This window comes from Scopulibacillus darangshiensis, from assembly GCF_004341035.1.
GTDB lineage: Bacteria > Bacillota > Bacilli > Bacillales > Sporolactobacillaceae > Scopulibacillus > Scopulibacillus darangshiensis.
The window spans coordinates 67,673-91,531 of sequence record NZ_SLXK01000014.1; the positions used below are offsets into that span (position 1 = coordinate 67,673).

At 43.2% G+C, this 23,859-nt stretch carries 25 protein-coding genes; 11 read left to right on the forward strand and 14 right to left on the reverse strand.

The features are described from left to right. Nucleotides 1-217: 217 nt before the first annotated feature. Genes EV207_RS11160 through EV207_RS11170 form a run of 3 tightly spaced genes read right to left on the reverse strand, consistent with a single transcriptional unit; the run spans nucleotide 218 to nucleotide 2,661 of the window. Nucleotides 218-418: a FeoB-associated Cys-rich membrane protein gene (locus EV207_RS11160; RefSeq protein ID WP_132746242.1), complete on the reverse strand. Its 201-nt coding sequence runs from the start codon at nucleotides 416-418 to the stop codon at nucleotides 218-220. Nucleotides 419-433: 15 nt separating this feature from the next. Continuing rightward, nucleotides 434-2,434 (reverse strand): ferrous iron transport protein B, encoded by a 2,001-nt coding sequence (gene feoB, locus EV207_RS11165; RefSeq protein ID WP_132746243.1) that lies wholly within the window; start codon nucleotides 2,432-2,434, stop codon nucleotides 434-436. Further along, entirely contained in the window at nucleotides 2,434-2,661 is a 228-nt protein-coding gene (locus EV207_RS11170) for a FeoA family protein (RefSeq protein WP_132746244.1), read from the reverse strand. Before EV207_RS11170 ends, feoB begins: the two co-directional genes overlap by 1 nt. Before the next feature lie 188 nt (nucleotides 2,662-2,849). Between EV207_RS11170 and EV207_RS11175 the strand changes: the two genes are divergently transcribed. Then, nucleotides 2,850-3,548, forward strand: a complete 699-nt coding sequence (locus tag EV207_RS11175) for a gamma-glutamyl-gamma-aminobutyrate hydrolase family protein (protein WP_132746245.1) — start codon at nucleotides 2,850-2,852, stop codon at nucleotides 3,546-3,548. A 54-nt stretch (nucleotides 3,549-3,602) separates the two neighbouring features. Here the strand turns inward: EV207_RS11175 and EV207_RS11180 are convergent, their stop codons facing one another. After that, nucleotides 3,603-4,394, reverse strand: coding sequence for a TIGR00266 family protein (locus tag EV207_RS11180; RefSeq protein ID WP_132746246.1), 792 nt, complete (start codon nucleotides 4,392-4,394; stop codon nucleotides 3,603-3,605). A gap of 157 nt (nucleotides 4,395-4,551) precedes the next feature. Between EV207_RS11180 and EV207_RS11185 the strand changes: the two genes are divergently transcribed. The 3 genes from EV207_RS11185 (at nucleotide 4,552) to EV207_RS11195 (ending at nucleotide 7,494) form a co-directional block, all read left to right on the forward strand. After that, the gene (locus EV207_RS11185; RefSeq protein ID WP_132746247.1) at nucleotides 4,552-5,163 is read left to right on the forward strand and encodes an undecaprenyl-diphosphatase; all 612 of its coding nucleotides are present in this window, start codon (nucleotides 4,552-4,554) and stop codon (nucleotides 5,161-5,163) included. A 364-nt stretch (nucleotides 5,164-5,527) separates the two neighbouring features. Then, nucleotides 5,528-6,754 (forward strand): MFS transporter, encoded by a 1,227-nt coding sequence (locus EV207_RS11190; protein WP_132746248.1) that lies wholly within the window; start codon nucleotides 5,528-5,530, stop codon nucleotides 6,752-6,754. Between the two features lie 122 nt (nucleotides 6,755-6,876). After that, complete coding sequence (locus EV207_RS11195; protein WP_279389188.1) at nucleotides 6,877-7,494, forward strand: manganese efflux pump; 618 nt, start codon at nucleotides 6,877-6,879, stop codon at nucleotides 7,492-7,494. Nucleotides 7,495-8,035: 541 nt separating this feature from the next. On the opposite strand, the gene kynA is transcribed toward EV207_RS11195, so the two are convergent. Together kynA and kynU are read right to left on the reverse strand one after the other, a co-directional pair. Further along, entirely contained in the window at nucleotides 8,036-8,890 is an 855-nt protein-coding gene (kynA, locus tag EV207_RS11200; protein WP_132746250.1) for a tryptophan 2,3-dioxygenase, read from the reverse strand. Between the two features lie 16 nt (nucleotides 8,891-8,906). Beyond that, entirely contained in the window at nucleotides 8,907-10,187 is a 1,281-nt protein-coding gene (gene kynU, locus EV207_RS11205) for a kynureninase (protein WP_132746251.1), read from the reverse strand. A 142-nt stretch (nucleotides 10,188-10,329) separates the two neighbouring features. On the opposite strand from kynU, the gene EV207_RS11210 reads away from it, so the two are divergent. Next, nucleotides 10,330-10,950, forward strand: a complete 621-nt coding sequence (locus EV207_RS11210; RefSeq protein ID WP_132746252.1) for a TetR/AcrR family transcriptional regulator — start codon at nucleotides 10,330-10,332, stop codon at nucleotides 10,948-10,950. A 35-nt stretch (nucleotides 10,951-10,985) separates the two neighbouring features. Here EV207_RS11210 and EV207_RS11215 read toward each other — a convergent pair whose 3' ends face one another. From EV207_RS11215 to EV207_RS11240, 6 genes are all read right to left on the reverse strand, one after another. Next, the gene (locus tag EV207_RS11215; RefSeq protein WP_132746253.1) at nucleotides 10,986-12,347 is read right to left on the reverse strand and encodes a sodium-dependent transporter; all 1,362 of its coding nucleotides are present in this window, start codon (nucleotides 12,345-12,347) and stop codon (nucleotides 10,986-10,988) included. Nucleotides 12,348-12,604: 257 nt separating this feature from the next. After that, entirely contained in the window at nucleotides 12,605-13,315 is a 711-nt protein-coding gene (locus EV207_RS11220; protein ID WP_132746254.1) for a response regulator transcription factor, read from the reverse strand. Between the two features lie 59 nt (nucleotides 13,316-13,374). Further along, entirely contained in the window at nucleotides 13,375-14,187 is an 813-nt protein-coding gene (gene pstB, locus EV207_RS11225) for a phosphate ABC transporter ATP-binding protein PstB (protein WP_132746255.1), read from the reverse strand. Between the two features lie 24 nt (nucleotides 14,188-14,211). After that, complete coding sequence (pstA, locus tag EV207_RS11230) at nucleotides 14,212-15,096, reverse strand: phosphate ABC transporter permease PstA (RefSeq protein ID WP_132746256.1); 885 nt, start codon at nucleotides 15,094-15,096, stop codon at nucleotides 14,212-14,214. Continuing rightward, nucleotides 15,093-16,058, reverse strand: coding sequence for a phosphate ABC transporter permease subunit PstC (pstC, locus tag EV207_RS11235; protein ID WP_132746257.1), 966 nt, complete (start codon nucleotides 16,056-16,058; stop codon nucleotides 15,093-15,095). Before pstC ends, pstA begins: the two co-directional genes overlap by 4 nt. Before the next feature lie 84 nt (nucleotides 16,059-16,142). After that, on the reverse strand, nucleotides 16,143-17,069 hold the full coding sequence (locus tag EV207_RS11240; protein ID WP_424511365.1) for a phosphate ABC transporter substrate-binding protein: 927 nt from the start codon (nucleotides 17,067-17,069) through the stop codon (nucleotides 16,143-16,145). Between the two features lie 503 nt (nucleotides 17,070-17,572). Here EV207_RS11240 and EV207_RS11245 point away from each other — a divergent pair. From EV207_RS11245 to EV207_RS11255, 3 genes are read left to right on the forward strand one after another with little or no spacing between them, the layout of a single operon-like run. Further along, nucleotides 17,573-18,106 (forward strand): RNA polymerase sigma factor, encoded by a 534-nt coding sequence (locus EV207_RS11245; RefSeq protein WP_243647023.1) that lies wholly within the window; start codon nucleotides 17,573-17,575, stop codon nucleotides 18,104-18,106. Beyond that, complete coding sequence (locus EV207_RS11250; RefSeq protein ID WP_132746260.1) at nucleotides 18,099-18,608, forward strand: anti-sigma factor family protein; 510 nt, start codon at nucleotides 18,099-18,101, stop codon at nucleotides 18,606-18,608. The genes EV207_RS11245 and EV207_RS11250 overlap by 8 nt, the downstream gene beginning before the upstream one ends. 34 nt (nucleotides 18,609-18,642) lie before the next feature. Beyond that, on the forward strand, nucleotides 18,643-19,479 hold the full coding sequence (locus EV207_RS11255; protein WP_132746261.1) for a hypothetical protein: 837 nt from the start codon (nucleotides 18,643-18,645) through the stop codon (nucleotides 19,477-19,479). Between the two features lie 63 nt (nucleotides 19,480-19,542). Here the strand turns inward: EV207_RS11255 and EV207_RS11260 are convergent, their stop codons facing one another. Continuing rightward, the gene (locus tag EV207_RS11260) at nucleotides 19,543-19,725 is read right to left on the reverse strand and encodes a hypothetical protein (RefSeq protein WP_132746262.1); all 183 of its coding nucleotides are present in this window, start codon (nucleotides 19,723-19,725) and stop codon (nucleotides 19,543-19,545) included. 158 nt (nucleotides 19,726-19,883) lie between these two features. Between EV207_RS11260 and EV207_RS11265 the strand changes: the two genes are divergently transcribed. Beyond that, nucleotides 19,884-21,152 carry a TolB family protein gene (locus EV207_RS11265; RefSeq protein WP_132746263.1) on the forward strand — a complete coding sequence of 423 codons (1,269 nt, stop codon included), beginning with the start codon at nucleotides 19,884-19,886 and terminating at the stop codon, nucleotides 21,150-21,152. Between the two features lie 13 nt (nucleotides 21,153-21,165). Here the strand turns inward: EV207_RS11265 and EV207_RS11270 are convergent, their stop codons facing one another. Beyond that, complete coding sequence (locus tag EV207_RS11270) at nucleotides 21,166-21,642, reverse strand: CBS domain-containing protein (protein WP_132746264.1); 477 nt, start codon at nucleotides 21,640-21,642, stop codon at nucleotides 21,166-21,168. A gap of 372 nt (nucleotides 21,643-22,014) precedes the next feature. Between EV207_RS11270 and EV207_RS11275 the strand changes: the two genes are divergently transcribed. Together EV207_RS11275 and EV207_RS11280 are read left to right on the forward strand one after the other, a co-directional pair. Continuing rightward, complete coding sequence (locus tag EV207_RS11275) at nucleotides 22,015-23,004, forward strand: acyltransferase family protein (RefSeq protein WP_243647024.1); 990 nt, start codon at nucleotides 22,015-22,017, stop codon at nucleotides 23,002-23,004. A gap of 188 nt (nucleotides 23,005-23,192) precedes the next feature. Next, on the forward strand, nucleotides 23,193-23,729 hold the full coding sequence (locus tag EV207_RS11280; RefSeq protein ID WP_132746265.1) for a YceI family protein: 537 nt from the start codon (nucleotides 23,193-23,195) through the stop codon (nucleotides 23,727-23,729). The last annotated feature ends 130 nt before the right edge of the window (nucleotides 23,730-23,859 follow it).

The window sequence follows — 23,859 nt, forward strand, 5'->3', positions numbered from 1 at the left end:
AATCTCCTTTAACTTGCTATTGAAAAAACCTCTTTTGCCATTGTTTCACTATCATTTAGACTTCAACCATTTTTATCATAGACCACCTTAGACGCCATTTTCAATGGAATATGTCCTTTGTCAAAATCCTGCCATAAAATGCTACCTATTTCATTAATGTCAGGATCTCAATATTATTTAGTTTCAAAGCAAAAAACTTGCCAAGCGGCAAGTTTTTCTAACGATGGATAGGTTTTTGTTCTAAATTTTGCAGCATTTCTTGTCTCGTTTCCGGTGAAACCGTCGAGCAGCCGGATTGACATGTTTTATTGAGTGAACACCCGGCACATTGTCCTTGCTTGCTCTTCTTTATAAAACGAATTAACGTCCAAATCGCGTATCCGAAAATAATAACGCCAATAATAATACTGAAAATCATCTAACCTCTCCCCTCTTAGTGGAGCCCGAGCCATTGCCCGCCTTGGTACACAACCAAGGATAGCAAATATGCTACAACTAAGGCGTAACCAATTGAGAATGCTGTCCATTTCTTTGAACCTGCTTCTTTTTGAATGACCGCAACCGTTGAAAGACACGGCACATATAACAAAATAAAGACCATGAAGCTATAGGCCTGAAGCGGTGTGTAGAAGTGTGAAATGATGCCCGTCAGTGTTTGCCCGTCCGGCACAAAATAAAGGACGTTCATTGTTGAGACAACAACTTCCTTTGCCAAGAACCCTGTGACCAGGGCGCCTGCCGCCTGCCAAGTCCCGAATCCGATCGGGGCAAGCAGCGGCGCAATATAGCCGCAAATAACCGCCATAAAGCTTTCATCAATCGGAACATCGAAGCCGTGCGGCCCGGCATATGATAAAAACCAAATCGCAACTGTTCCGCCAAAGATGAATGTCCCAGCTTTTCTGACAAAGCCCTTGCCTTTGTCCCATGTGCTCCTTAAAAGGGTTCTGGCCTGCGGGATCCGATAGGGCGGCAATTCAATGACGAAGACTGATCCTTCACTTTTTATAAAAAAGGTGAAAATTTTGGCTAACACGAGTGCCACAATAATTCCCAAAACATATAATGAAAGGACGATCAACGCCTGATGTTTTTCAAAGAAAGCTGCGACAAATAAGCTGTAAACCGATAAGCGTGCCGAGCAGGACATTAAAGGGGTTAAAAGTGTCGTCAAGAGCCGCTCTTTTGGCTGTTCAATCGTTCGCGCCGCCATGATCCCCGGCACATTGCAGCCAAAGCCAATGATCAGCGGGATAAAGGCTTTGCCGTTCAAACCGACCGATTCCATCACCCGGTCCATTACCATGGCCACCCGCGCCATATAACCTGAATCCTCAATCAGCGAGATGAAGAAAAAGAGAATAAAGATTTGCGGCACAAAGACTAAGACACCGCCAACACCGGCAACGATTCCATCAAGGATGACGCTTTGTATGAAAGGGGTCGCATGGACATTTGTTAATCCTGCCTTTAGCCAATCTGTCAGCGGACCTGATATGAATGCGTCAAGACCGTCTGATAACGGGGTTCCTAACCAATTGAATGTCAAGGTAAAGACTAGGAACATTAACAATAAGAAAATCGGAATGCCAAGAAATTTATTTGTCACAACAGCGTCAATCGTCTGCGTAAATGTCCGGCCGCTTGTCTGTCCCTTTTCAACAGACTCCGCAACTACTTCCGATATGAACTGCTGCCTTTTCGCATATAAATACTGTTTAATTGATTTTGTGTCTTTTTCTATAATTATCTGTGATTCAAGCTCAGTGCATATCTTGTTAAGCTGTTCCTTGTCAATAAGGGATGTCAGATTTTCACGGACAACTTTATTCCCTTCAAGGAACTGAAGCGAGAGCCATCTCTTGTTAAGTCTCACATCTTCTGGCATGAGCGACACAAGCTGATCGATGCTTTCCTCAACCTTTTCCCCATAATCGATATGTAAAGGTTCAGCATCTTCTTCCCGTGGTGTAAGCTGTTTCGAAAGGAATTGGCATTTTTTCCCAGTTCGTGCCACAATGGGAATAACGCTTGCTCCAAGCTTCTTTCCCAACGCCTTCTCATCAATATGGATTCCCCGGCTTTTGGCAACATCAATCATGTTCAGACCGATCACAACCGGCTTTCCAAACTCTAATAATTGTATCGTTAAATGCAAATTCCTCTCTAATTGAGAAGCATCCACTATATTTAACGCAACTGAGAATGATTCATTAAGCAGAAACTGCGTTGCAATCCCTTCATCTTTCGAAAGCGGATTTAAAGAATAGATTCCTGGCAAATCAATGAGACGCCCGGCTGACTCCTTAAGGATCCCCACTTTCTTCTCAACGGTGACGCCGCTCCAGTTTCCAACGTATTCATAAGAACCTGTCAGAATATTAAAAAGGGATGTTTTTCCCGTGTTTGGGTTACCGAATAGTGCGACTTCCATCAGGATTGTTCCACCTGTATGCACATTGCTTCTTTTCTGCGAATGCCAATGCACTGCCCGCATGCTTCAAGCATACATGGCCCGCCGAATGGCAAAGCATATTTATAACAAACCTCTTTCCCTTCCAAAACGCCAAAATCAAGCAGTCTGCTTTGGACGAGTGCGGTAACTTTTGAAACATCAGTAATTTTCCCTTTATCACCAGGTTTTAGCTCTGTTAGTATCATTGTCATTTCCCCCGAAGATAATGATAATCATTATCACTATCATAATTGAAAATGACTTGCTTTGTAAAGTGTTTTTTCTAAAGACATCATTAACAATTTTATCAATATGAACAGAAGGGTCCGAATAAAGATAAATGAAAAGGCTGATTCTAACCCTATAAAATACTTGACATCTTGGAGGAACAGCTATGGCACCAGTCATTGGGTTAACCGCTGATATCGAATCAAAGAAGGTATATGTAAAAGAAGATTATCTGACAGCCATTATCAATGCCGGGGGAACACCGATCATCTTTCCCCATACAACGGATCCGGTCATGATTCAAGGGTTGATGGATAAAGTGGATGGCTTATTGTTAACCGGCGGCGCTGACATCGACCCTTCCCTTTATGGCGAAGAGCCTTTGCTTGGGCTTGGCCAGCTGACACCCAATAGAGATCAATTTGAGATGCAATTAGTCAAAACCGCTTTTCAAAAACAATGCCCGATTCTCGCGATTTGCCGGGGAAATAGCATGCTGAACATCGCTCGCGGCGGAAGCTCGTATCAGGACATCAACAGCCAATTGAGCAATTTGGTTCAGCACAAGCAACTGGCACCGCGGGATCACCTATCTCACGGCATTCAGATTGAACAAGGCTCCCGCTTAAATCAGGTTCTAGGTGCAGATAGAATTAAGGTGAATAGCTTTCATCATCAGGCTATAAAAGAGGTTGCTCCGGGATTTCGGGTTTCTGCTGTGGCAAGTGATGGCGTTATCGAGGGGATTGAGAGTGTGAACGAACCTTTTGTGATCGGTGTCCAATGGCATCCTGGAAGTCTGATACAAGAGGATCATTACGCGCAGAAGCTGTTTCTTGCTTTTATTCAGGCATGTATGGGTTAAGCCTCCCCACCAAAATAACAGGAGTGAGCCGCAACGGCCCTCTCCCTTATCATGTTAGTCACCATCAAATATGTCGAAAACCCCGCCGAGCACACTGCCTTCACCTTGACTTCTGCCAATAGGATTTTGCGGCATGGCACTGAAGACACGGCTTGCCAAGCGGCTGAACGGCAGTGACTGCACCCATACCGTCCCTGGTCCGCGAAGAGTGGCAAAGAACAACCCCTCACCGCCGAACAGCGCGGTTTTGATGCCTTTTACGAATTCAATTTCATATGATACACCTCTTGTCATCCCAACCAAACAGCCGGTATCGACTCTAAGCATCTCACCTTCTGAAAGGGTGACTTCTTTCATCGTCCCGCCTGCATGAATAAAAGCCATCCCGTCACCTTCAAGCTTCTCCATAATGAAGCCTTCACCGCCGAAGAAACCAGTGCCAAGCTTTCTTTGAAATTCGATGCCGACTGTTACACCTTTTGCTGCACAAAGAAAGGCGTCCTTCTGACAAATGATTTCCCCGCCATTCAAGCTCAAATCGAGCGGAATGATTTTCCCAGGATAAGGCGCCGCAAATGACACATGCTTTTTCCCTGAGGCACTGTTGGTAAATGCCGTCATAAATAAGCTTTCACCCGTCAATAATCGCTTCCCTGCTCCGAATAGTTTCCCCATAAAGCCTTTCTGGCCGCTGCCGTCGCCAAAGATCGTTTCCATTGATACCCCGTCTTCCATCATCATCAAGCTGCCTGCTTCAGCGATCGTTGTTTCTTCGGGATCAAGCTCGATTTCAACAAATTGCATGTCATCACCATAAATTTTATAATCTATTTCGTGATTGTTCATAATTACCTCCTAGTCACAAGAAGAGTTTTATACTAAAATTATAGATGCCATTGAAAAAACTTTCCAGTATTTTTTGATTACCTTGCATCTTATTTGAACTTTTCATAGGTGAATTTAGTCTTTACTTATAAAATCATAAAAAATTAAGGAGTACAACATGAATTGGTTTGATAACACAGTCTATCACGCAATAAACGGTTTATCGGGAAATGTCCCTTGGGTTGACGACGTTTTCGCTTTCATTTCTGAATATGCTTTGGAAATCTACGCTTTATTATTTATTGTCTTTTGGTTTACCTTGCCGAGGTCCAAGCCTGAATCACGGCACACGCTCGTCCTTGCTGTTTTCTCAGGTATTATTGCCTTAGTTATTAATTTTATCATCGCACATATCTGGGCACGGCCGCGGCCGTTCGTCTCATTGCCTGACGGATCCTTTAACCAGCTGATCCCGCACGCTGCTGATGCCTCATTCCCAAGCGACCACACATCAGGCAGCTTCGGTTTTGCCGCTGCAGCCTGGGGACGCAATAAGTGGATCAGCCGAACGTTCACAACCCTTGCTATTCTCGTTATGTTTTCCAGGGTGTACACAGGCGTCCATTGGCCGACCGACGTCCTCGCAAGCGTTGTCGTCGGAACCATCGCCGGTATGCTAGTTAAGAGATTTTCAAAGTTCTTCTACCCGCTGACCAACTTCGGCCTGAAGCTCTTCCGCTTGCAGCCGAAAAGAGACAACCGTCATGTGTCACAGCGGTTGAATAAATAATTTTCCAGGGCTGCCATATATTTATGGCAGCTTTTTTTAACAAAACTCCCTCGCCAAAACCGTATCACCCCTTGCAAATTTTCCATTCTCAACATGAAGCTTGATCAGTTTCACACCAGACAACTGTTTTTTACTTATCATTATCCCATATGAATGATATTTATGTTGTATTTTTTCCGCAATTTCGTAAAATGGAAATAGAACACAAGGAGGATGAATTACTATGCAAAAAAACATGACGAAGTGCCCTACTTTTAAATCTGAAATGGGGATCGCGCTTTTCTTATAATAAATAGCTAAATCTCCGTTTCAGGTTCTCTGTCTATGTATAAAGAGTAACCAAAAACGGAGGAACAATAAATAAATGGACATTTTATCAAAAAGTAAGTTAAGACCATTAGCGGAACATAATGCTAACATTTTATTTTGGGCAACGATGTTTGGCCGGATCAGCTTTCTAGAGCCGGTTCTCGTATTATTTTATTTTGAACGCGGCTTGAATGCCGGACATATTTTTGCTCTTCTGCTCTGCTTTAGCATTTCCGTATTGATTTTCGAAGTGCCTACAGGGGCCTTCGCCGACCGGTTCGGACCTAAGCTGTCCTTTATTATTGGCAGTGCCATCAATATCGTCTCTAAGGTATTATTGCTTTTCGCCTTTGATCCTTGGCTCTTCTACTTGAGCCGGTTGCTTGACGGGTTGTCCGCAACCTTTTTCTCGGGCTCGGATGAGGCTTTGATCTATGAATCTCTTAAGGAGACGAATCAGCAGGATAAGATGAGTAACATTTGGGGAAAAATCGAATCCGCAGCGTTCATTCCGATGATCGTTAGTTTTGTGCTTGGCGGGGTGCTTGCGAAGGATTTATTAGATTGGCAGTTTATGTTGCTTATCTCTTTTGGTGTTGCTTTTCACCTGATCCAGTTTGTCATTTTATTTCGGATTGAGACGCCGAAAGGGTCTGGCGGCTGCCGGGATCATCCCTTTAAGCATGTTAGCCGGGGCATCAGAATTATAAAAAGACAGCCGGATCTCATCCGTTTATTTCTGAACTTTACAGTTGTGATGATCCCTACGTTTGTTTTCGCCAAATTTGATCAGCCCTATCTGACAGATGCCGGCTTGCCTGTGGCATGGCTTGGTGTGATTTATGCAGCGGGAGCTTTGATCAGCTTAATCCTTTCGAGAAATATCGGGCGGCTGGAAAAACTGTTCCCAAGACCCGTAATTTTGGTCGGGAACGGGCTTTTCGTTGCAGCTGCACTCGCGGCAGGAGCCTTTTTCCTAAACCATCTTATACTCGCGATGCTCGTCCTTACCATTGTGAAAACCTCGACTGCCATTCGTTACCCAGTCTATTCACAGATGACGAATGATTACATTCCGTCAGGAAGCCGGGCAACGACGATCTCGCTGCTGTCTGTTATGGACTCCGTGCTTGATATCGTTATATTCGGTCTGTTGTCGGTGACAGCGGGTCTAGGACTGAGGGCGATTTTCATCGGATGCGCTGTTATTATTCTCATCGGGTCTGTAATTCCTATCAGGGAAAAGGCAGTTATACCGTATAATATTAATGACGAAGGATAAAACGTAAGCGTGTAATGCTATGAGTAGCTTTACACGCTTTTTGTTTGTTCTAAAGATTGCCTTTCCCCGTACAAGGGCATCATTCGCCTGCTTTGCCTTTAGCACATTATTTCCTTTCGCATATGATAAATCAGCCTAAGAAGAGGAGGAAAAATATGCACTGGCTTGCTATTATCGTGCTTGGATTAGCTTCCAGTCTTGATAACCTTGGGATTGGGCTAACATATGGGCTTAGGGGAAAGCGAATTTCAGTCCTATCTAATGGTGTCATTACCGTCATTGCGATGCTGCTGTCCTTTGTATCTCTCTACATCGGGAAATCGGTCAATTGTGTGATTCCGATTACAGCAGCCAATGCTATTGGGGGGGCCATCATCACTCTCATCGGACTTTGGACAATAGGAATGACCATCTATCAAAAGCCCCAATCAAGCTTAACAGAAGTCATGACCCATCCTGATAAGGTTGACAAGGATCATAACGATGTCATTTCAATTAGTGAGGCTGCGGTATTAGGACTCGCGCTATCGCTGAACGCCATTGGCACGGCTTTTGGCGCAGGTGTGACGGGGCTCAATCCGATTTTGACGACCCTTGCGATCGGCGTTTTTTCCTTCTTTTCTATTGAATCCGGGGTTCGCTTCGGCATGCGAATGAATCGAAGCAGTGTTGGGAAATATACTAGCTTGCTTTCAGGTCTATTTCTGATCATTATCGGCATTCGTGAAATACTGATTTAAGAAAAAACAAGCCCAGCTTTCTTTTTGCTGAAAGCTAGGCTTCTTCCCTTTCATTGTACCACATTCCCTGCATAGTTTTTAGACTTTTCTTAAGGGGGCGCAGTACCGGTGGCCCCCTGCTTTTTTTATCGTTCAAAGAAACTATAAAATGGTTCACTGATTTATTATAGGACTCAGAGAGGATGTCTACTAATTGTGGAAACCGTCCGCGACCATATTTACGGACCTCATTAATACCGATTATTGATGGAAAATGAGCATTTTTAGGCATAAAAACCTTAAAAATCATCAAAATGGAAAGGTTATTATAATTTATCCAGAGTTAATAGACAGCCTCTCAGATTCCGTTATTTGCGAAAAATTAGCTCAAACGACCCCTTGAATGACCGAATAACGGAACCACGGTCCGATAAAAATCCTAACAGTATAAGTTAATGCCTCCTTCACTGTGAGGTGCGGGCAATTCCTAAAGCGCCCAATTAATAGGATAAAATATTATCGATAAGACGCCTTAGTTGATTGGCCAGAAGCGCTGTTTTTCTCAAATCTCCGTCCTCAAGTCCCACAGTTCCGGGAAGAATCTGTGATCAAGTACCTTCTTAAGATAGCTGACACCTGAAGATCCGCCGGTGCCGATCTTATGGCCGATGATCCGTTCCACTGTTTTCATATGGCGGAACCGCCACTGTTGCAGCCAATCCTCAATATCAACAAGCTTTTCCGCCAATTGATAGAGATCCCAGTATTTATCGACATCACGATAGACTTCAAGCCAAGCTGCCTCGACTGATTTATCCGCCTCATAAGTTTCCGTGACATCTCTGTTCAAAATATCCGGATTGATGTCAAATCCCGCTTTTGCTAATGCCTGAATGGAAACATCATAGATGCTCGGTGCATGCAAAGCCTCATCCAGGATTTGGTGCACCTCCGGATCCTTTTTATAAATCGCAAGAGCGTGGCGTGTTTTGTAACCCAATGCAAATTCAATCATTCTGTATTGGTATGATTGGAATCCTGAAGCTTGCCCAAGCTTGTCACGGAACTCCATATATTCTGCAGGTGTAAGCGTTGAAAGGACATCCCAAGCCTCAATGATTTGCTTTTGGATTTTGGAAACACGCGCCAGCATTTTAAAGGCGGCGGAAAGCTCGCCTTCTTGAATCGAAACGGTTGCCGCCTTCATCTCATGCAAAATCAGCTTCATCCAAAGTTCACTCACGTGATGGATGATGATAAAAAGCATCTCATCGTGATGCCCCGATAATCTCTTCTGGCTTGATAACAAACTGTCTAGGTGTAGATACTCGCCATATGTCATTTTGCCCCGAAAATCGGTTTCAATCCCTTTTTCCGTCACTGTGCTGTTTAGATCAGACAACTTTTTTTCTGTCATCCGGACTTCCCCCTTTTCACGCGACAACGTCCCGCTCATTCTTAAACTTTTTATATTGTTCTTCCTTCATTATTGTTTTTAAAATACCAACAGCCATCCACACTTCCTCATAGGTGTTGTACAGTGCAATCGGTGCAAGGCGAATGCCGTTCGGCGTACGAAAATCGGGAATGACGCCGTTTTCCTTCAAGGCCTTGCAGATCCGGGCGGCTTCAGGATGCTCTAAATAAATGTGACCGCCGCGCTTATGATCTTCCAGCGGATTGCCAATTGTAAAGCCCATGCCTTCCAATTCGGAGATGACAAGCTCCATCATATAGCGTGTGATATGCAGCGACTTCTTCCTAAGCCTGTCAATGCCTGCCTCGGCGAACATTTCGAGCGAGCCAATTAAAGGGGCGACGCTTAACACATGCGGCGTGCCCATTTGATAAGCCCCGGCATCTTCAGCTGGAGTAAGCTCGTGATCCATATCAAATTGTTTGTCTTTCTGAGAGCTGAACCAGCCCGTCAAACCAGGTGTCCGTGAAAAATGCTTCTTGTTAACGTAGAGACCTGCAACGCCGCCGGGACCGGCATTCAAATATTTGTAGTTGCACCAGAAGGCGAAGTCAACATCCCACTCATTAAAATGGTGAGGGATCGAACCAATTGAATGGCAAAGATCAAAGCCAATAAGAATACCGCGTTTGTGAGCTTCTTCTGTCAGTCTGGCCATATCAAGAATTTGTCCGCTCCGATATAAGACGCTAGGCAGGACAATGAGGGCAATGTCATCTGTCATCGCATGAATAATATCTTCCTCGTTAATCATCCGGCCGTCTCGGCTTTTCACTTGAACAAGATGATCAGCCGGATCATAGCCTTTAAGTTTAACTTGGCTTTGCAGGGCATAAATATCCGTAGGGAACGTTAATTCATCCGCAAGTATTTTTGTCCGTTTTCCTTCCGGGTTGTAGAAGGTAGATACAAGCTGATGTAAATTGACCGTTGTGGAACCGGTTACAACTACTTCCTCAGAAGAAGCGCCAACGAGCGGAGCTAACAGTCCCCCTAATTTCTCTGATAAGTAAAACCACGGATGCTCCCCTTCTGTCCAGCCGTCAATGCCATATTGCTTCCAAGAATCAAGAAGGCTGAGCAATGAGCTTTCAGCCCGCTTTGACAGCAAACCAAGGGAATTGCCGTCGAGATAAATTGTTCCTTTTTTCTTATAAAATTCATCCTTAAAAGAGGCTAAATCGTCTTGTCTATCTAATTCGCAAGCATAATCGTAAGTAGGGTTAAACGCTTCCATCTTCTCAATCCTTTCTTCGCTGTCCTGTACGTTAAATATACACCGTCACCGACATAAGAGTCAATGACACCATGTCATTGACAATGCATCAGCTTTTATCTAGAATAAGCAAAAAGATGGAACCGATTAGGGGATGAGCCATATGACGAAGGAACCGGACCGCCTTCCAGCACGAAAATTAAAATCATTGCAAACAAGAATGAAGCTGCTGGCAGCAGGCAGCGACATTTTTATTAAAGAAGGCTTTCAAAAAGCGACGATTTCTCAAATCATAAAAAAGGCAGAAACAGGCTATGGCACAGCTTATGTTCATTTTAAAAATAAAGATGACATTTTAATCGTGCTTATGGACGATGTCATGAACCGTTTTTACGATATTGCCGAATTCTCTTTTGAACCGAACACGAAAGTTGAAGCTTATGGAATCATTGAAAAACAAGTTAGCGCATTTTTGGAAATGGCGAATGAAGAACGAAAGATTTTAAAGGTTGTGGAGGAAGCCATTGGTGTTTCTGAAGAAGTCCGCAAAAAGTGGCAAACAATTCGCGAGCGGTTCATTGAGCGGATCTCCCGTGATGTCGCGTTTGCTCAAAAGAATGGTCTGGCACGTCGCGATGTGGACTGTACACTCGTCGCCCGCGGCTGGTTCTATGCTAATGAAATGTACTTATGGGACATCGTCAGAAATGACCGCGATCTGTTGGTAAATGACGTTGTCCATAACCTTACCGCAATGTATACCGGCGGGCTTTATATCCAATAAAAACAGGGGCCAGGCCCGGGCTGGCCCCTAAAAAGTTATAAACCAATCATATCCAGAACGCCGGTGACATCAAGGAAGACGATGATGATGGCTATCGGGACAATGTAGCGAATAATTAAAAACCATGCGGCAAACCATTTTCTAGCCTTGCTTGTACCCGCTGTAAATTCCTCTAGTAATCTCTTTCTTGGTATCTTCAATGTGACGAATATCGATATCGCTAAAGCACCAAGCGGCAATAATATATTCGAAACCAGGAAGTCGGCTTGATCAAAGATGATTTTACCGCCAATTTTAAAATCACCAAGGACACCATAAGAAAGCGCTGACGGCACACCGATGATGAAGATAATGATACCGGCGATCCAAGAAACCTTCTTGCGTTTATCCGTATTGCCTTTAGTCAAAGCCGCAACGATAATTTCCAGCATTGAAAAGGCGGATGTCAGCGTTGCGAAAAGGAACAGCAATAAGAAAATGACTAAGAAAAACATGCCAAAAGGCATTTCATTGAATACTGCCGGTAATACAACAAACAGAAGTCCCGGACCTTCAGCAGGTTCAAAACCGAATGAGAAAACCGCAGGGAAAATGGCAAGTCCCGCCAGCAATGAAATGACGACATTCATGATAACGATTAGTGTCGCGGATTTTGGCAGGCTTTCATTCTTTGATAAATAAGAGCTGTATGTGACCATGACCGATATACCAACACTAAGGGCAAAAAATGATTGACCCAGTGCAAATAAAATGGTTTTCGAGTCAAGCCCTGAAAAGTCAGGATAAAGGAAAAATTCAATGCCTTTCCCCACTTCACTTAATGTTAAAGACCTGACAATCAAAATAATAAATGCAATAAAAAGCGCGGGCATCATCACTTGACTTGCCCGTTCAATACCCTTTTTTATCCCTTGGGCAACAACAAAAACGGTTATAAGCATAAACAATAATTGACCGCCTACCGCGACAGCAGGATCAGCAATCAGATCATTGAATAGTTTGCCATAATCATTATTCCCAAGGCCATTAAGTCCGCCGGTAATAGCTTCAAACAGGTAGATTAAGACCCATCCCCCGACAACACTATAAAAAGATAATAAGATAAAGCTTGAGACCACGCCCATTTTCCCGATCCAGTTCCAATTGGTTCCTGGTGCAAAGAATTTATATGCCGAAATGGCATCCTTCTGAGAGCCGCGGCCGATAATAAATTCCGCTAATAAAATTGGCAAACCAATCAAAAGTGTAAAAAGTAAAAAAATAAGAAAGAAGGCGCCGCCCCCGGTCGTCCCCGCAACATACGGGAATTTCCAAATCGCACCTAATCCAATAGCTGACCCTGAGGCTGCAAGAATAAAACCGAGTTTTGATGTCCATTGCTCTCGTTGCTGGCTCATATAGATTCCCCTCTACTCGCTCGTTTGTTAGATTGTATCATGTTCATTTAGGATGGTGTACTTTTGTAAGCGATTACATAAAATTGCTAAAAATTACCGCTAGTCTCCTTTCTGCTGCCTATGTATGATGATAATTACCCCTAACGTTCAATTATCGTTATATTACCACCACCTAAAATAATTTGTCAAACTTCGTTGAATTTAAGGAATTTTTTGGAACCTTCAATAACTTCCTTATCCACAAAAAAAAACCACCCCTAGGTTAATTCAAATTCCGGTGCTTCCAGCTTGTAGCCTAACCCGCGGATGGTTTTAATATAGACTGGCTTTTTCGTGTCCGCTTCGATTTTCTCACGCAGATGGCTGATATGAACATCAACAATTCGGGTTTCCCCAAGGAAATCAAATTCCCAAATCGCATTAAGCAATTGCCCGCGCGATAAAACGCGTTTTTTGTTCTTCGCCAAATAGACGAGCAATTCAAATTCCTTTGGAGTGAGCTCAAGTTCTTCCCCGCGAATCGTTGCTTCGTATTTGTCGGGGTAAATCGCCAGCTCTCCGATTGAAATTTTATCATTATCAAGCAGATTGCAGGCTTCTGATTGAGAAAAACGCCTTAAGATCGTTTTCACACGAGCTGTGACTTCCCTTGGGCTAAATGGCTTCGTTATATAGTCATCGGCACCGAGTTCGAGTCCCAGTACTTTATCGAACTCATCATCTTTCGCGGTCACCATAATAATAGGGAACACCCATTGCTGCTGGCGGATATGGCGGCACACGTCAAGGCCATCCATTCCCGGCAGCATAAGGTCAAGAATCATCAAGTCCGGCTGATCGGCTTCAGCGAGCTTAATCGCCATAAGGCCGTCGGACGCAACAGACACGTCATAACCTGCCTTCGAAAGGTTATATTCAAGCAATGTAGAAATTGATGCTTCATCATCAACAACAATAATTTTTTTCACTTGGTCACCTGCTTTCCGCTTAATGGCTGTTTATTTTATCGTACTATGTTTTTTCGGGTTTAGCCAAACCTTCCCGAAATATAATCCTCTGTCCTTTTATTTGCAGGGCAAGTGAACATCATTGTTGTATCATTATATTCAACGACTTCGCCTTCATAAAAGAAAGCGGTGGAATCAGCGATACGGGAAGCCTGCTGCATATTGTGCGTGACGATAACAATTGTATACTGTTCCTTTAACGTTAGAAGCAGATCTTCAATTTTTGCACTTGATACCGGGTCTAGTGCCGAGGATGGCTCATCCAATAGGAGCACTTTCGGTTTTAAGGCAAGCGCTCTTGCAATGCAAAGCCTTTGCTGCTGTCCGCCTGAAAGTGACAATGCCGATTGATCAAGACGGTCCTTTACCTCATCCCATAGCGCTGCTTGCTTTAAGCTTTCTTCCACAATGCCGTTTAACACCTTTTTCCCGCGGATGCCAGCAAACTTTAGCGATAAGACAATGTTTTCATAAATGGATTTTGGAAAAGGGTTCGGTCTTTGGAATACCATGCCGATTTCCTTTCTCAGTGTGACAACATCAATTTTTCGATTTAATAAGTTGATGCCATCATACATGATTTCCCCGTCACAAGCAGCTCCCGGTATCAAATCATTCATGCGGTTAATCGTTCTTAGGAAAGTAGATTTGCCGCACCCCGACGGACCGATTAATGCTGTAATGGAGCGATCGTGAATCGGCATCGACACATTTTTCACCGCATGGTTATTGCCGTAATAAACATTAACACCATTGATGCCAAGAACAATTGACTGTTTTTCAGATTGATGCTGAGCTGAACGAACTGGCTTTTCCTTAAGTTGTGCTATCATTTAAATCTTCCTCCCTTTGTTTCATTATTTTCCTGTCATCTTTTTCTCTACAATTCTTCCTAGCAACCGGGCAACCAAGTTAAAAGTTAATACCGAAATGACTAACACAGCTGCAGCCCCGGCGGCAACTTCCTTAGCGTCCGGAATGATCCCAACTGAATTGACGGACCAAATATGGACGGACAATGTTTCAGCCGATCTAAAGAGATTTAATGGTGAATTTGCTGATAACGGATTCCAATTTGTAAAATCAAGATTTGGTGATGACAACCCTGCGGTGAAAAGCAATGCTGCCGATTCACCGAATACCCTTCCAGCACACAAGATCACACCTGTCAGAATGCCGGGAAAAGCGGCTGGCAAGAACACTTTTTTTATCGTGTGCCATTGAGTCATCCCTAAAGCCAAACCCGCCGCCCTTTGCTCTTCAGAAACCGAACACAAAGCGTTTTCAGTAACCCGCACAATAACAGGCAAGTTAAATACCGTAAGAGCGACGGCACCTGAAAGGATCGAATACTCCCAGTTAAAATAGTTGACGAAGACAAGAAGACCGAACATCCCGACGACAATGGACGGCAATGACGCGAGTACCTCAACACACGAACGGATAAACGCTGTAAACCGTGTCTGCTTAGCGTATTCAGCTAAATAAATGCCTCCAGCAGTGCCAAGGGGAACAGTCAAAAGCATCGTAATGAACAAGATATAAAATGAATTCCAAAGCTGATTCTTGATTCCGCCGCCTGCTTGAAATGCGCTTGAGTCAGAGGTTAGAAACGACCAGCTGATTTGCGATACACCTTGATAGAGAATGTATCCTAGTAAAGCTGCAAGCGTCCCAACCATAACAACCGCGCAAGCAACGATCAATGAGATCGCCAAACGGTTTAAGAGCCTACTGTTCATGACAGCTTCCTCCTTTTTGACAGGTAACGAATGATAAGGATAAAGACATAAGACATTACGAGTAATATCAGACCGAGCGACCAGAGGACATCGTTCAGAACACTTCCGCTTGTCGTATGCCCCATGCTGAGAGTAATAATGGTTGTCAGAGTGGCCGCAGGATCGACTAAGGAATCCGGAATCCCTCTGGCATTTCCGATCACCATTTGTACTGCTAATGCTTCGCCAAATGCTCTAGCCATGCCGAGCACGACGGCTGTCAACAGTGATGGCAGCGCCGCAGGAATGATAACTTTATAGATCGTTTGCCATTTGGTCGCACCTAAAGCATATGATGCATGCCGCAGATCGTCGGGAACGGACTTAATCGCATCGGCTGCAATGCTCGTCACAGTGGGCAAAATCATGATGCCGACAACAATGGCTCCGGCAAGCAATCCGAAACCTAATCCGCCGGTCTGGGACCTGATAAAAGGTACAATGACAGATAAGCCGATCAAACCGTAGACAACCGAAGGAATGCCAACCAGAATTTCAATGACTGGCTGAAGCGCCTTCTGTCCCCATTTTCTTGCGATTTCGGTCATAAACAACGCACTGGCAATACCAATTGGGGCAGCTACCAATGCGGCAAGCACCGTTACCGCAAACGAACCGAAGATGAAAGGCAAAGCGCCATAAGAAGGATTGCCGTCACGATTCGGCTGCCATTCCGTTCCAGTGATAAAATCTATAATATTAATGCCGTCTACAGTGAAAGCCCGCAGACCTTGAAGTGTTAGGAAAAGCGTGATGGCCATAGTCGCGGCTATAATAAAAAAGGCACTTGTTAAAATAATGATTTTGCCGCGCAGTTCCCCATTTTTCTGAAGTATATTTTTAAAGGAAAAGCCTTCCCTGATCAGTCTTCCGCCCGTTTTGGACGCCAAACTAAGACTATCTTGCTGGCCTTTGAAAGCCATTTTGCACACTCCCTTCCTGCTTTTTATCGTGTAAACGGGACAAAGCGGGGACATATTTTCCCCCTCTTCGTCCCTTTTAGTCTATTAATCAATATCTGTATCTGACTTTTTTGTTGTCTTGCCATTGGCATCGCGTTCCACTTCCATTTTGGATACTGAAATATACCCTTGTGAAGGAACGAGCTCGCCTTGGACTTTGTCACCCATCATATAGTCAAGGAAAGCTTTTTCCAGTTTGCTAGGCGTGCCTTTTGTATACATGTGTTCATATGCCCAAACAGGAAACTTTCCATTTGTGACATTTTCATCTGTCGCTTCGGCACCGTTAATAGCCAGCTTGGTGACGGAATCGTCATTGAAATATGAGAACGCAAGATAGCCGATAGCGCCTGATGTCTCAGAAACGATTTTCTTTACCGTGTTGGAGGAATCCTCAGTGATACCTTCCGCAGGTGTTTCATTGTCCAGCGCGAATTGACCGAATGTCGCTCTTGTACCTGAACCATCTGGACGATTGACGAGTGTGATTTTCTCATCTTTCCCGCCAAGCTCAGACCAGTTTTTCACTTTGCCCGTGAAGACCTTTTTAAGATCCTCTTTTGACAGCTTGGTCACACCAGCCTTGGGACTCACCGCGGCGGTCATGCCGACGACAGCAACTTTATTGTCAACAAGACTGTTGGCGTCAATACCGTCTCCGGATTCAGCAAAGTAATCCGACATACCGATATCAAGGTTCCCTTTAGCCACTTGGCTAAGACCAGTTCCGCTTCCACCGCCTTGAACTTGAATTTGCACCTCAGGATGCTCCTCCATAAATCCTTTTGCTGCTGCGGCTGCTAGCGGCTGTAATGCACTTGAACCGCCGACAACGAGTTTACCGGATAATTTCTCTGTATCTTTTGACCCGGATCCGCCGTCAGCTTCTGAATTCGCCGCACTGCCGCAACCCGTTGCAAGCACCATCAATACCGCAAATGACGCAAGTAACATCAACTTTTTCATTCTCACCATAATCCCCCTTACAGTGCAAAGTTAGTTGTCTTACAGTTATAATAATAACGGGGTTTAATTAACTAGGTATAAAGACAGTGTTAAGGAAATGTAAAGAAAGCTTGCCGATTGGCGAGCGAAGCGATGACAGAGGCTTAGCTGCACTTATACTAAGAGAAAACGAGCAGTTTTCTCGATGTGTAAAGAAGACTCGCCGATTGGCAAGCGAAGCGAAGACAGAGGCGTAGTCGCACTTATACTAAGAGAAAACGAGCAGTTTTCTCGATGTGTAAAGAAGACTTGTTATAGTTTTAGTCGCACTTATACTAAGAGAAAACTTTGATTGTTACGGGGAATTTGCCTCTTTCACGTATCAATGTATTTCAAACCAAAAAAAGAACTAAATATATCGTTCTTAAATGAACTTTTTTTAGTAAATGACGGTCTTTTAGAAGAAAATATATCTAATCTTTATTATTGCCGTTATAAAGCTTTGCGGGGAGTCAGGGGCTGAAGCACTGTTGGACCAAGAACTTTATCAACTCATACAAAAGGCGAAACAGGGAAGCCAGGAAAGCTTTGCTGAACTCGTTAATAGGTACAAAGGCCATGTTTTCCGCCACGCATATGCTATGGTCAACGATCGTATGGAAGCTGAAGATATTTCGCAGGAAGCTTTTGTTAAGGCGTACTATTCCCTTTCAAAACTGAAAAATGAATATGCCTTTGTCTCCTGGCTGACAAGGATTGTCTCCAATCTCTGTTACGACCATATCGAAAAATCAAAGAAAAAAACGGCGATACCAACAGAAGATATAATCAAAGACCACTCATCACCCGTGGAGCAATTGCAGATAAAGTTAAATATTGAGGAGGGTCTGCAAAAGCTTACCGCGGAACATCGGACAGTACTCATTTTGCGAGATATTCAAGGCTTTTCTTATAGTGAAATCGCTGAAATTTTACAGATTCCTCTTGGAACAGTAAAATCACGCATTAATACGGCCCGTCAGGAATTGAAAAACGAGCTGTTAAGAGGTGAAGATCATGAATAACCATGTCACGGAATTTATTTCAGCCTACATGGACGGCGAATTAAGTGAGGAAGAAGCAAGACATGTTGAAGCACATCTTCAGGAATGCCAATCATGCCAGGAGCAATTGGATGATTTGCTGTCTATAAAGGCGCAGATGGCTGCAGCCTATCAATCCATTGACCTCCCCGATGGGATTGCAGAGTCTGTCATGACAGTCATCCACCAAGAGGAGAAGGAACGCACAAGACATCATTCACTTACTAAATGGGCGGTTTTCATTCCAGTGGTGTTAGCAGCCCTGTTTCTGCTCATCCAATTAACACCGGGATTTTATTTTGGCATGTCATTTGCCTCGACCCTTTTTAATATAAGCTTGAGCATTTTTCATGCGGTAACTGTGATCATTTCTTCGCTGCCATATGTATTGAGCATGGTAGTGGTCATCGCAGGGCTTATTATTGCTATTTCAATATGGTCACTCCGCCGTTTACTGGAAACAAGGACGATATTTGATGATTAACAAGCCATTGCTATGCAAGTTGGGATGTGGGATATTGAAACGCAAAAAGAAGATCATCAGCTTTGTTGTACTCATGTTTTTATCATTAATAATGGTTAAACCCGTACTTGCTTTTGACCACAACGTTATTAAAGATGAAGCCACCGTGATTCAAAAGAATCAAACCGTGGACAATGTCGTGACATTTGGTAATAATGCAGTGATAAATGGGACGGTTCGCGATGCAGTTATTGTTATTAACGGCGATTTATCAATTAAGAGCACTGCAAAAATTAAGGGACTGGTTCTTGTCATAGGCGGGAAGATTGATCAGCAGAAAGGTGCATCGATCAATGATGAGGTGTATGCCTTATCGTTTAACAATGGAAAAGGTAACAGCTTCTTAATTGCCGGTCTTTTCTGGCTTGGAAGCTGGACAGTATCATTAGCCTTAAGCATTTTGTTCGTGATTCTATCTTTCTTAGCGGGATTGCTATTAAGAAACAGACTAACCGTCTTTGTTCGCCCGATCCGGCATTCGTTTGGAAAACTAGTCATCGTCGGGGCCATCACAAGCGTCTTGCTGACAGCCGTTAATCTCTTATTATCTATCACAATTATCGGCATACCGGTCGCTATCGCCTTGTTTTTTGTCCCTTTAATTTTCTTCTTTATTGGTTCAGCGGCGGTCAGCAAAATTATCGGCAAACAAATTGCATCAGGGGATGAAACCCCGTTGTGGGCAACCCTTCTATACGGCGCCGCCATTCTTGTCGCTGGCATTAACGTCCCCTTTTTCGGCGCTTTATTGCTATTGGGACTCATCTGGCTGTCAACAGGACTCATGGCATTTTGGCTATTTGATAAAATGAAGCGGAAAAAGGCAGCTTAAAAACCCAAACCCTAAATTCCGGGGTTTGGGTTTTTGGGTTCCTGGGTTCAAGGGACCTTATAATTATGTAACTCTTGCCAGTAATGTTCCGATCATAAGGGCTATAATTGCCACACATATGAACCATGTTTTTCTATATTTCAACGATTTGTTGGAGTTGATTTCTACATATGCCGGTACAGCAATTAGAATAACTTCAAGTACAATAATGAAAGTTAAAATTCCCCAAAGCATGATTCCGCTCAAATACCTACGCTCCCTTCCTCCCCCTATACGATAAATTCGGAGCTCACCATCCCGTTCATGTCCGTCATGATGATAGTTTTTTAATTCTATCTTACACCGCGAATACGATGCATGTTAAAAGTTGGCGTGGGAACATTAAATTAAAAAGAGGCGGGAACATGAAAAAATCCCTATCATTTTTGCTGATCATTTTGTTTATGGCCCCCTGGACTTTTCAAACGGCTAAAGCGGATAATCAAAATATTAAAGCGGCTTTTATTCGAAACGGAGACTTGTGGATAAAAATTAACAATCAGGAGAAGCAGGTTACGAAAGCAAAACAGGTATCGACACCCAAATGGTCCTATGATGGAAAATGGCTTGCTTATTCAGTCATCGATGAAGATGATAGTCTGGGAAATCCGGAGGTTTGGATCTATAGTTTGGTAAAAAAGAGGAACTACCATATAACTGGTGATACAGACCGCTATGAATGGGCACCTGATCAGAATATGCTTGCAGCTCTTAGTCAAGGTGTTTTAAATATTACCGATACATCCAAACTCGATAACCATCGCTTTGAAAATGTGACGACCGGAGTTAATAACTTTGCTTGGCTGCCGGATGGCAGCGGCTTTTTAGCATCTTCAACCGCTGATGCCCTTCCGGACGGCTGGACAAACCCGATTCTTTATATAGTTCCATTGGACACAAAGATGGATCAAAAAAAGGTGAAAAGGCTCTTTACCATTCCAAGCAAGTTGGAAAAGGGACCAATCGACATTTTATCTATAGGCACAACCACCTTCAAATGGTCCGCCGATAAAAAATGGATTGCCTTTGTTGTATCACCAACCGCATCTTGGTCGGCTGACAGTGACATGCTTTGTGTCCTTTCCTCTGATGGAAAGACGTTTGACGTCATTGACGAGATGCTGGCAAATTCAAATTGGTTTAAATGGGCTCCTAATAAAAATTTATTAGGTTATATCGAAGGAAGCGGCCGAATAGCTTTGATGAACAAACAGCTAAACATTAAAGAACTTCCTGCCCTTCAGACAGCATTCACACCTCACGGTTACGCAGACAGGGCATTCACATGGATCAATGACAAGAATATTGTCGTTTCAAGGGTCCAGGAAAGCGAATGGTCGAACGACGAAAAGAAACGCCCGCTGCCGGTGTTGTTTCATGTCAATATTCAGAACCAGGAACAAACCAAATTAACAACTCCGCCTGCATCATGGGGTGATTTTAGCCCGAAATATATTGGAAACGCAGATCTATTGAGCTGGATTAGGTCTGATCGCGAGAAGGCTAACGTCATGCTTGGCAGACCAGGCAGCGGCCAGGGAAATGTATGGATTAAAAATATCGATATAGGTTCGGATTTCTACGAACAATGGTATTGGCAAACTGTCATTGCGATTTATCATGGACAAAGCTAACCAAAGGGGCTTCTTATTCAAGCCCCTGCTCATTCTTAATGATTTGCTGACTGATATGACGGATGACGTCACCGCGGCTGACAACTCCCACAATTTTATCCGCCCGATCGATGACTGGAATCTTTTTGAAATGATGCTTGGATAGAATCGTTAAAACTTGCTCAAAGTCATCATCTGGATAGACATAATGGATCTTACGTTTCGTCATAATCTTATCAACAGAATCATCCATTAGTTCCTTGACCTTATGACCTAAATCTTGCTTTTCGAGTCTGATGACTAGGGAATAGAAATCGTAGATGGTCTGTTCCTTAGGCGTAATAGCACGGAGAACATCGCCGTCGCTGACGACGCCGATGAGTTTCTGCTCATGATCTATGACTGGGACTCCGCCGATTTTATATTCAACAAGTTTTTTCAACAGACTTCTAATGCTCTCATCTTTCGTCACATAAATCACATCATCAATCATAAAATCACGGATCTTCAATGTGATCACTCCCCTGAAATATTTTTATGTCAATCATGGCTCATTTGTTAAACCGTCCAATCTCCAATAAGTTTACACTGAACACTTCAGATTTAAACAGGAGACAATCTCTTATATCCTTATATACCCTTTATCCAGCACTTTGAAATGCTTTTTATAAAAATAATTTGAGCTGTATGAATTAAATTTCCCTGTACCAGATTCTAGCCGAAAATGTAAAAATCCTTACAAAATTCATGGTAAAGCTCTCTTTCCGTTTAAAATAGAAAAAGCAAAGATTTGTCCTAGACAGGATCCGCAACATTTGTGCGAATACTGTTAGGGCTTATGAATAGACAATCGTCCAAACATCAATGATTAAGAGGTGAAAGTATGATTGCCGCTTCCAAAAGAGATGCATACTTTGATAATGCTAAGTTAATACTGATTTTTCTTGTTGTCTTCGGGCATGTGATCAGCCCCTTGAAAAATGATAATCACGTTTTATTTACTTTATACACGTCCATATTCCTTTTTCACATGCCAGGTTTCATTCTTATTTCAGGCTTTTTTGCCAAGAACTTTAGAAAAAAAGGCTATATTTTAAAACTAGCCAAAAAACTCTTGCTGCCCTATTTACTATTCCAAGCAATTTATTCAGTCTTTTACTATTGGAACGGTGATGAGCCAACGCTGACCTTTAACCCGATTTACGCTCATTGGACCCTTTGGTTCTTGGTCAGCATGTTCTGCTGGCATCTCATGCTGTTTGTCTTTGACCGCTTCCGCTGGATAGGGTTAGCCGTGGCTGTGATACTAGGAATGGGCATTGGTTATATTGACTTTAATGGTGGATTCTTAAGTTTATCCAGAACCTTTGTATTCTTCCCGTTCTTTCTACTAGGGTATTTGTTAAAGCCTGCTCACTTTGAGGCGTTCAAAAAAATACCTTCCCGCTTACCCCTCGGGCTCTTAATATTAGCGGGAATCTTTATAACCTTTTGGATCGGATTTCCGCAGGATGCGACCGATTGGCTTCTCGGTTCCCACACTTACGCTGACATGGGCACTCCCGAAGTCACTGACGGGTTGATACGCGCCGGCCAATATATCCTGACAGCAATCGTCCTTGCCGGCTTCCTCGCAACAGTTCCGGCAAAGTCTTTTGCGTTGACAGTCATTGGCCAGCGGACACTGATTATTTATTTGCTGCATGGCTTTATCATAAAAACAATCGAAACGCTGATCCCTGATGATTCATTAGAACCCTTAGCTGATAATTATTTGGTGCTCTTTATTTTCTCATGGGCGGTATGCCTGATATTAGGCAGCTATGTTATCAAAAAATGGACCCGTCCGATTATAGAATTCAGGATTAATTAAGAAAAAACCCCGTAATGCTTTAGTAAAGGCATTACGGGGTTTTGTTTAAAGGCTTTCCTTTACGTGAATAGTAATATATAAGATCAAAATAGTTGACAATCTTGGCTTTTGGCAATATACTTTGTTAATATGCTATACATTTTATAGTCAATTACTTATTGTAAGCAAATAATTTGGAGGGATACAACATGGCAAAATCAAAATGGGCGGTCGACTCAGCACACAGCAGTATTGACTTTTCCGTCAAACACATGATGGTAGCAAAAGTGAAAGGTTCATTTAATTCTTTTGAAGGATCAGCTGAAGCAGATACTGATGATTTAACAACCGCGGACGTCGCTTTCAATATCGATGTTAACAGCATCGATACCCGTAATGCTGATCGCGACGCCCACTTGAAGGCCAGTGACTTCTTTGATGTTGAAAACTACCCGACTATCACATTTAAATCCACTGACATTACCAAAAAAGGTGCAAACGAATACGATATGACCGGTGATTTAACATTGCATGGGACGACACGGCCCGAAACATTTGCATTGACATTCGAGGGCGAAGTCAAAGACCCAATGTCAGGCAAAGAAAAAGCGGGTTTCAGCGGCGAAACCAAAATTAAGCGCAGTGATTTTGGACTGACTTGGAACGCTGCCCTTGAAACCGGCGGTGTCATGCTTGGCGATGAGATCAAAATCTCCATTGAAATCGAGGCTACAAAAGAGGCTTAAATTGTTAAAACAATAAAGTAAAAGGGTGCCCATTATAAACTGGCACCCATGTCAAGGACACTTTAAAAAAAGAGATTATGCAGATAGAAGATGATTCCTATATTGAATAGGGGTCATCTTTTTTAAATTC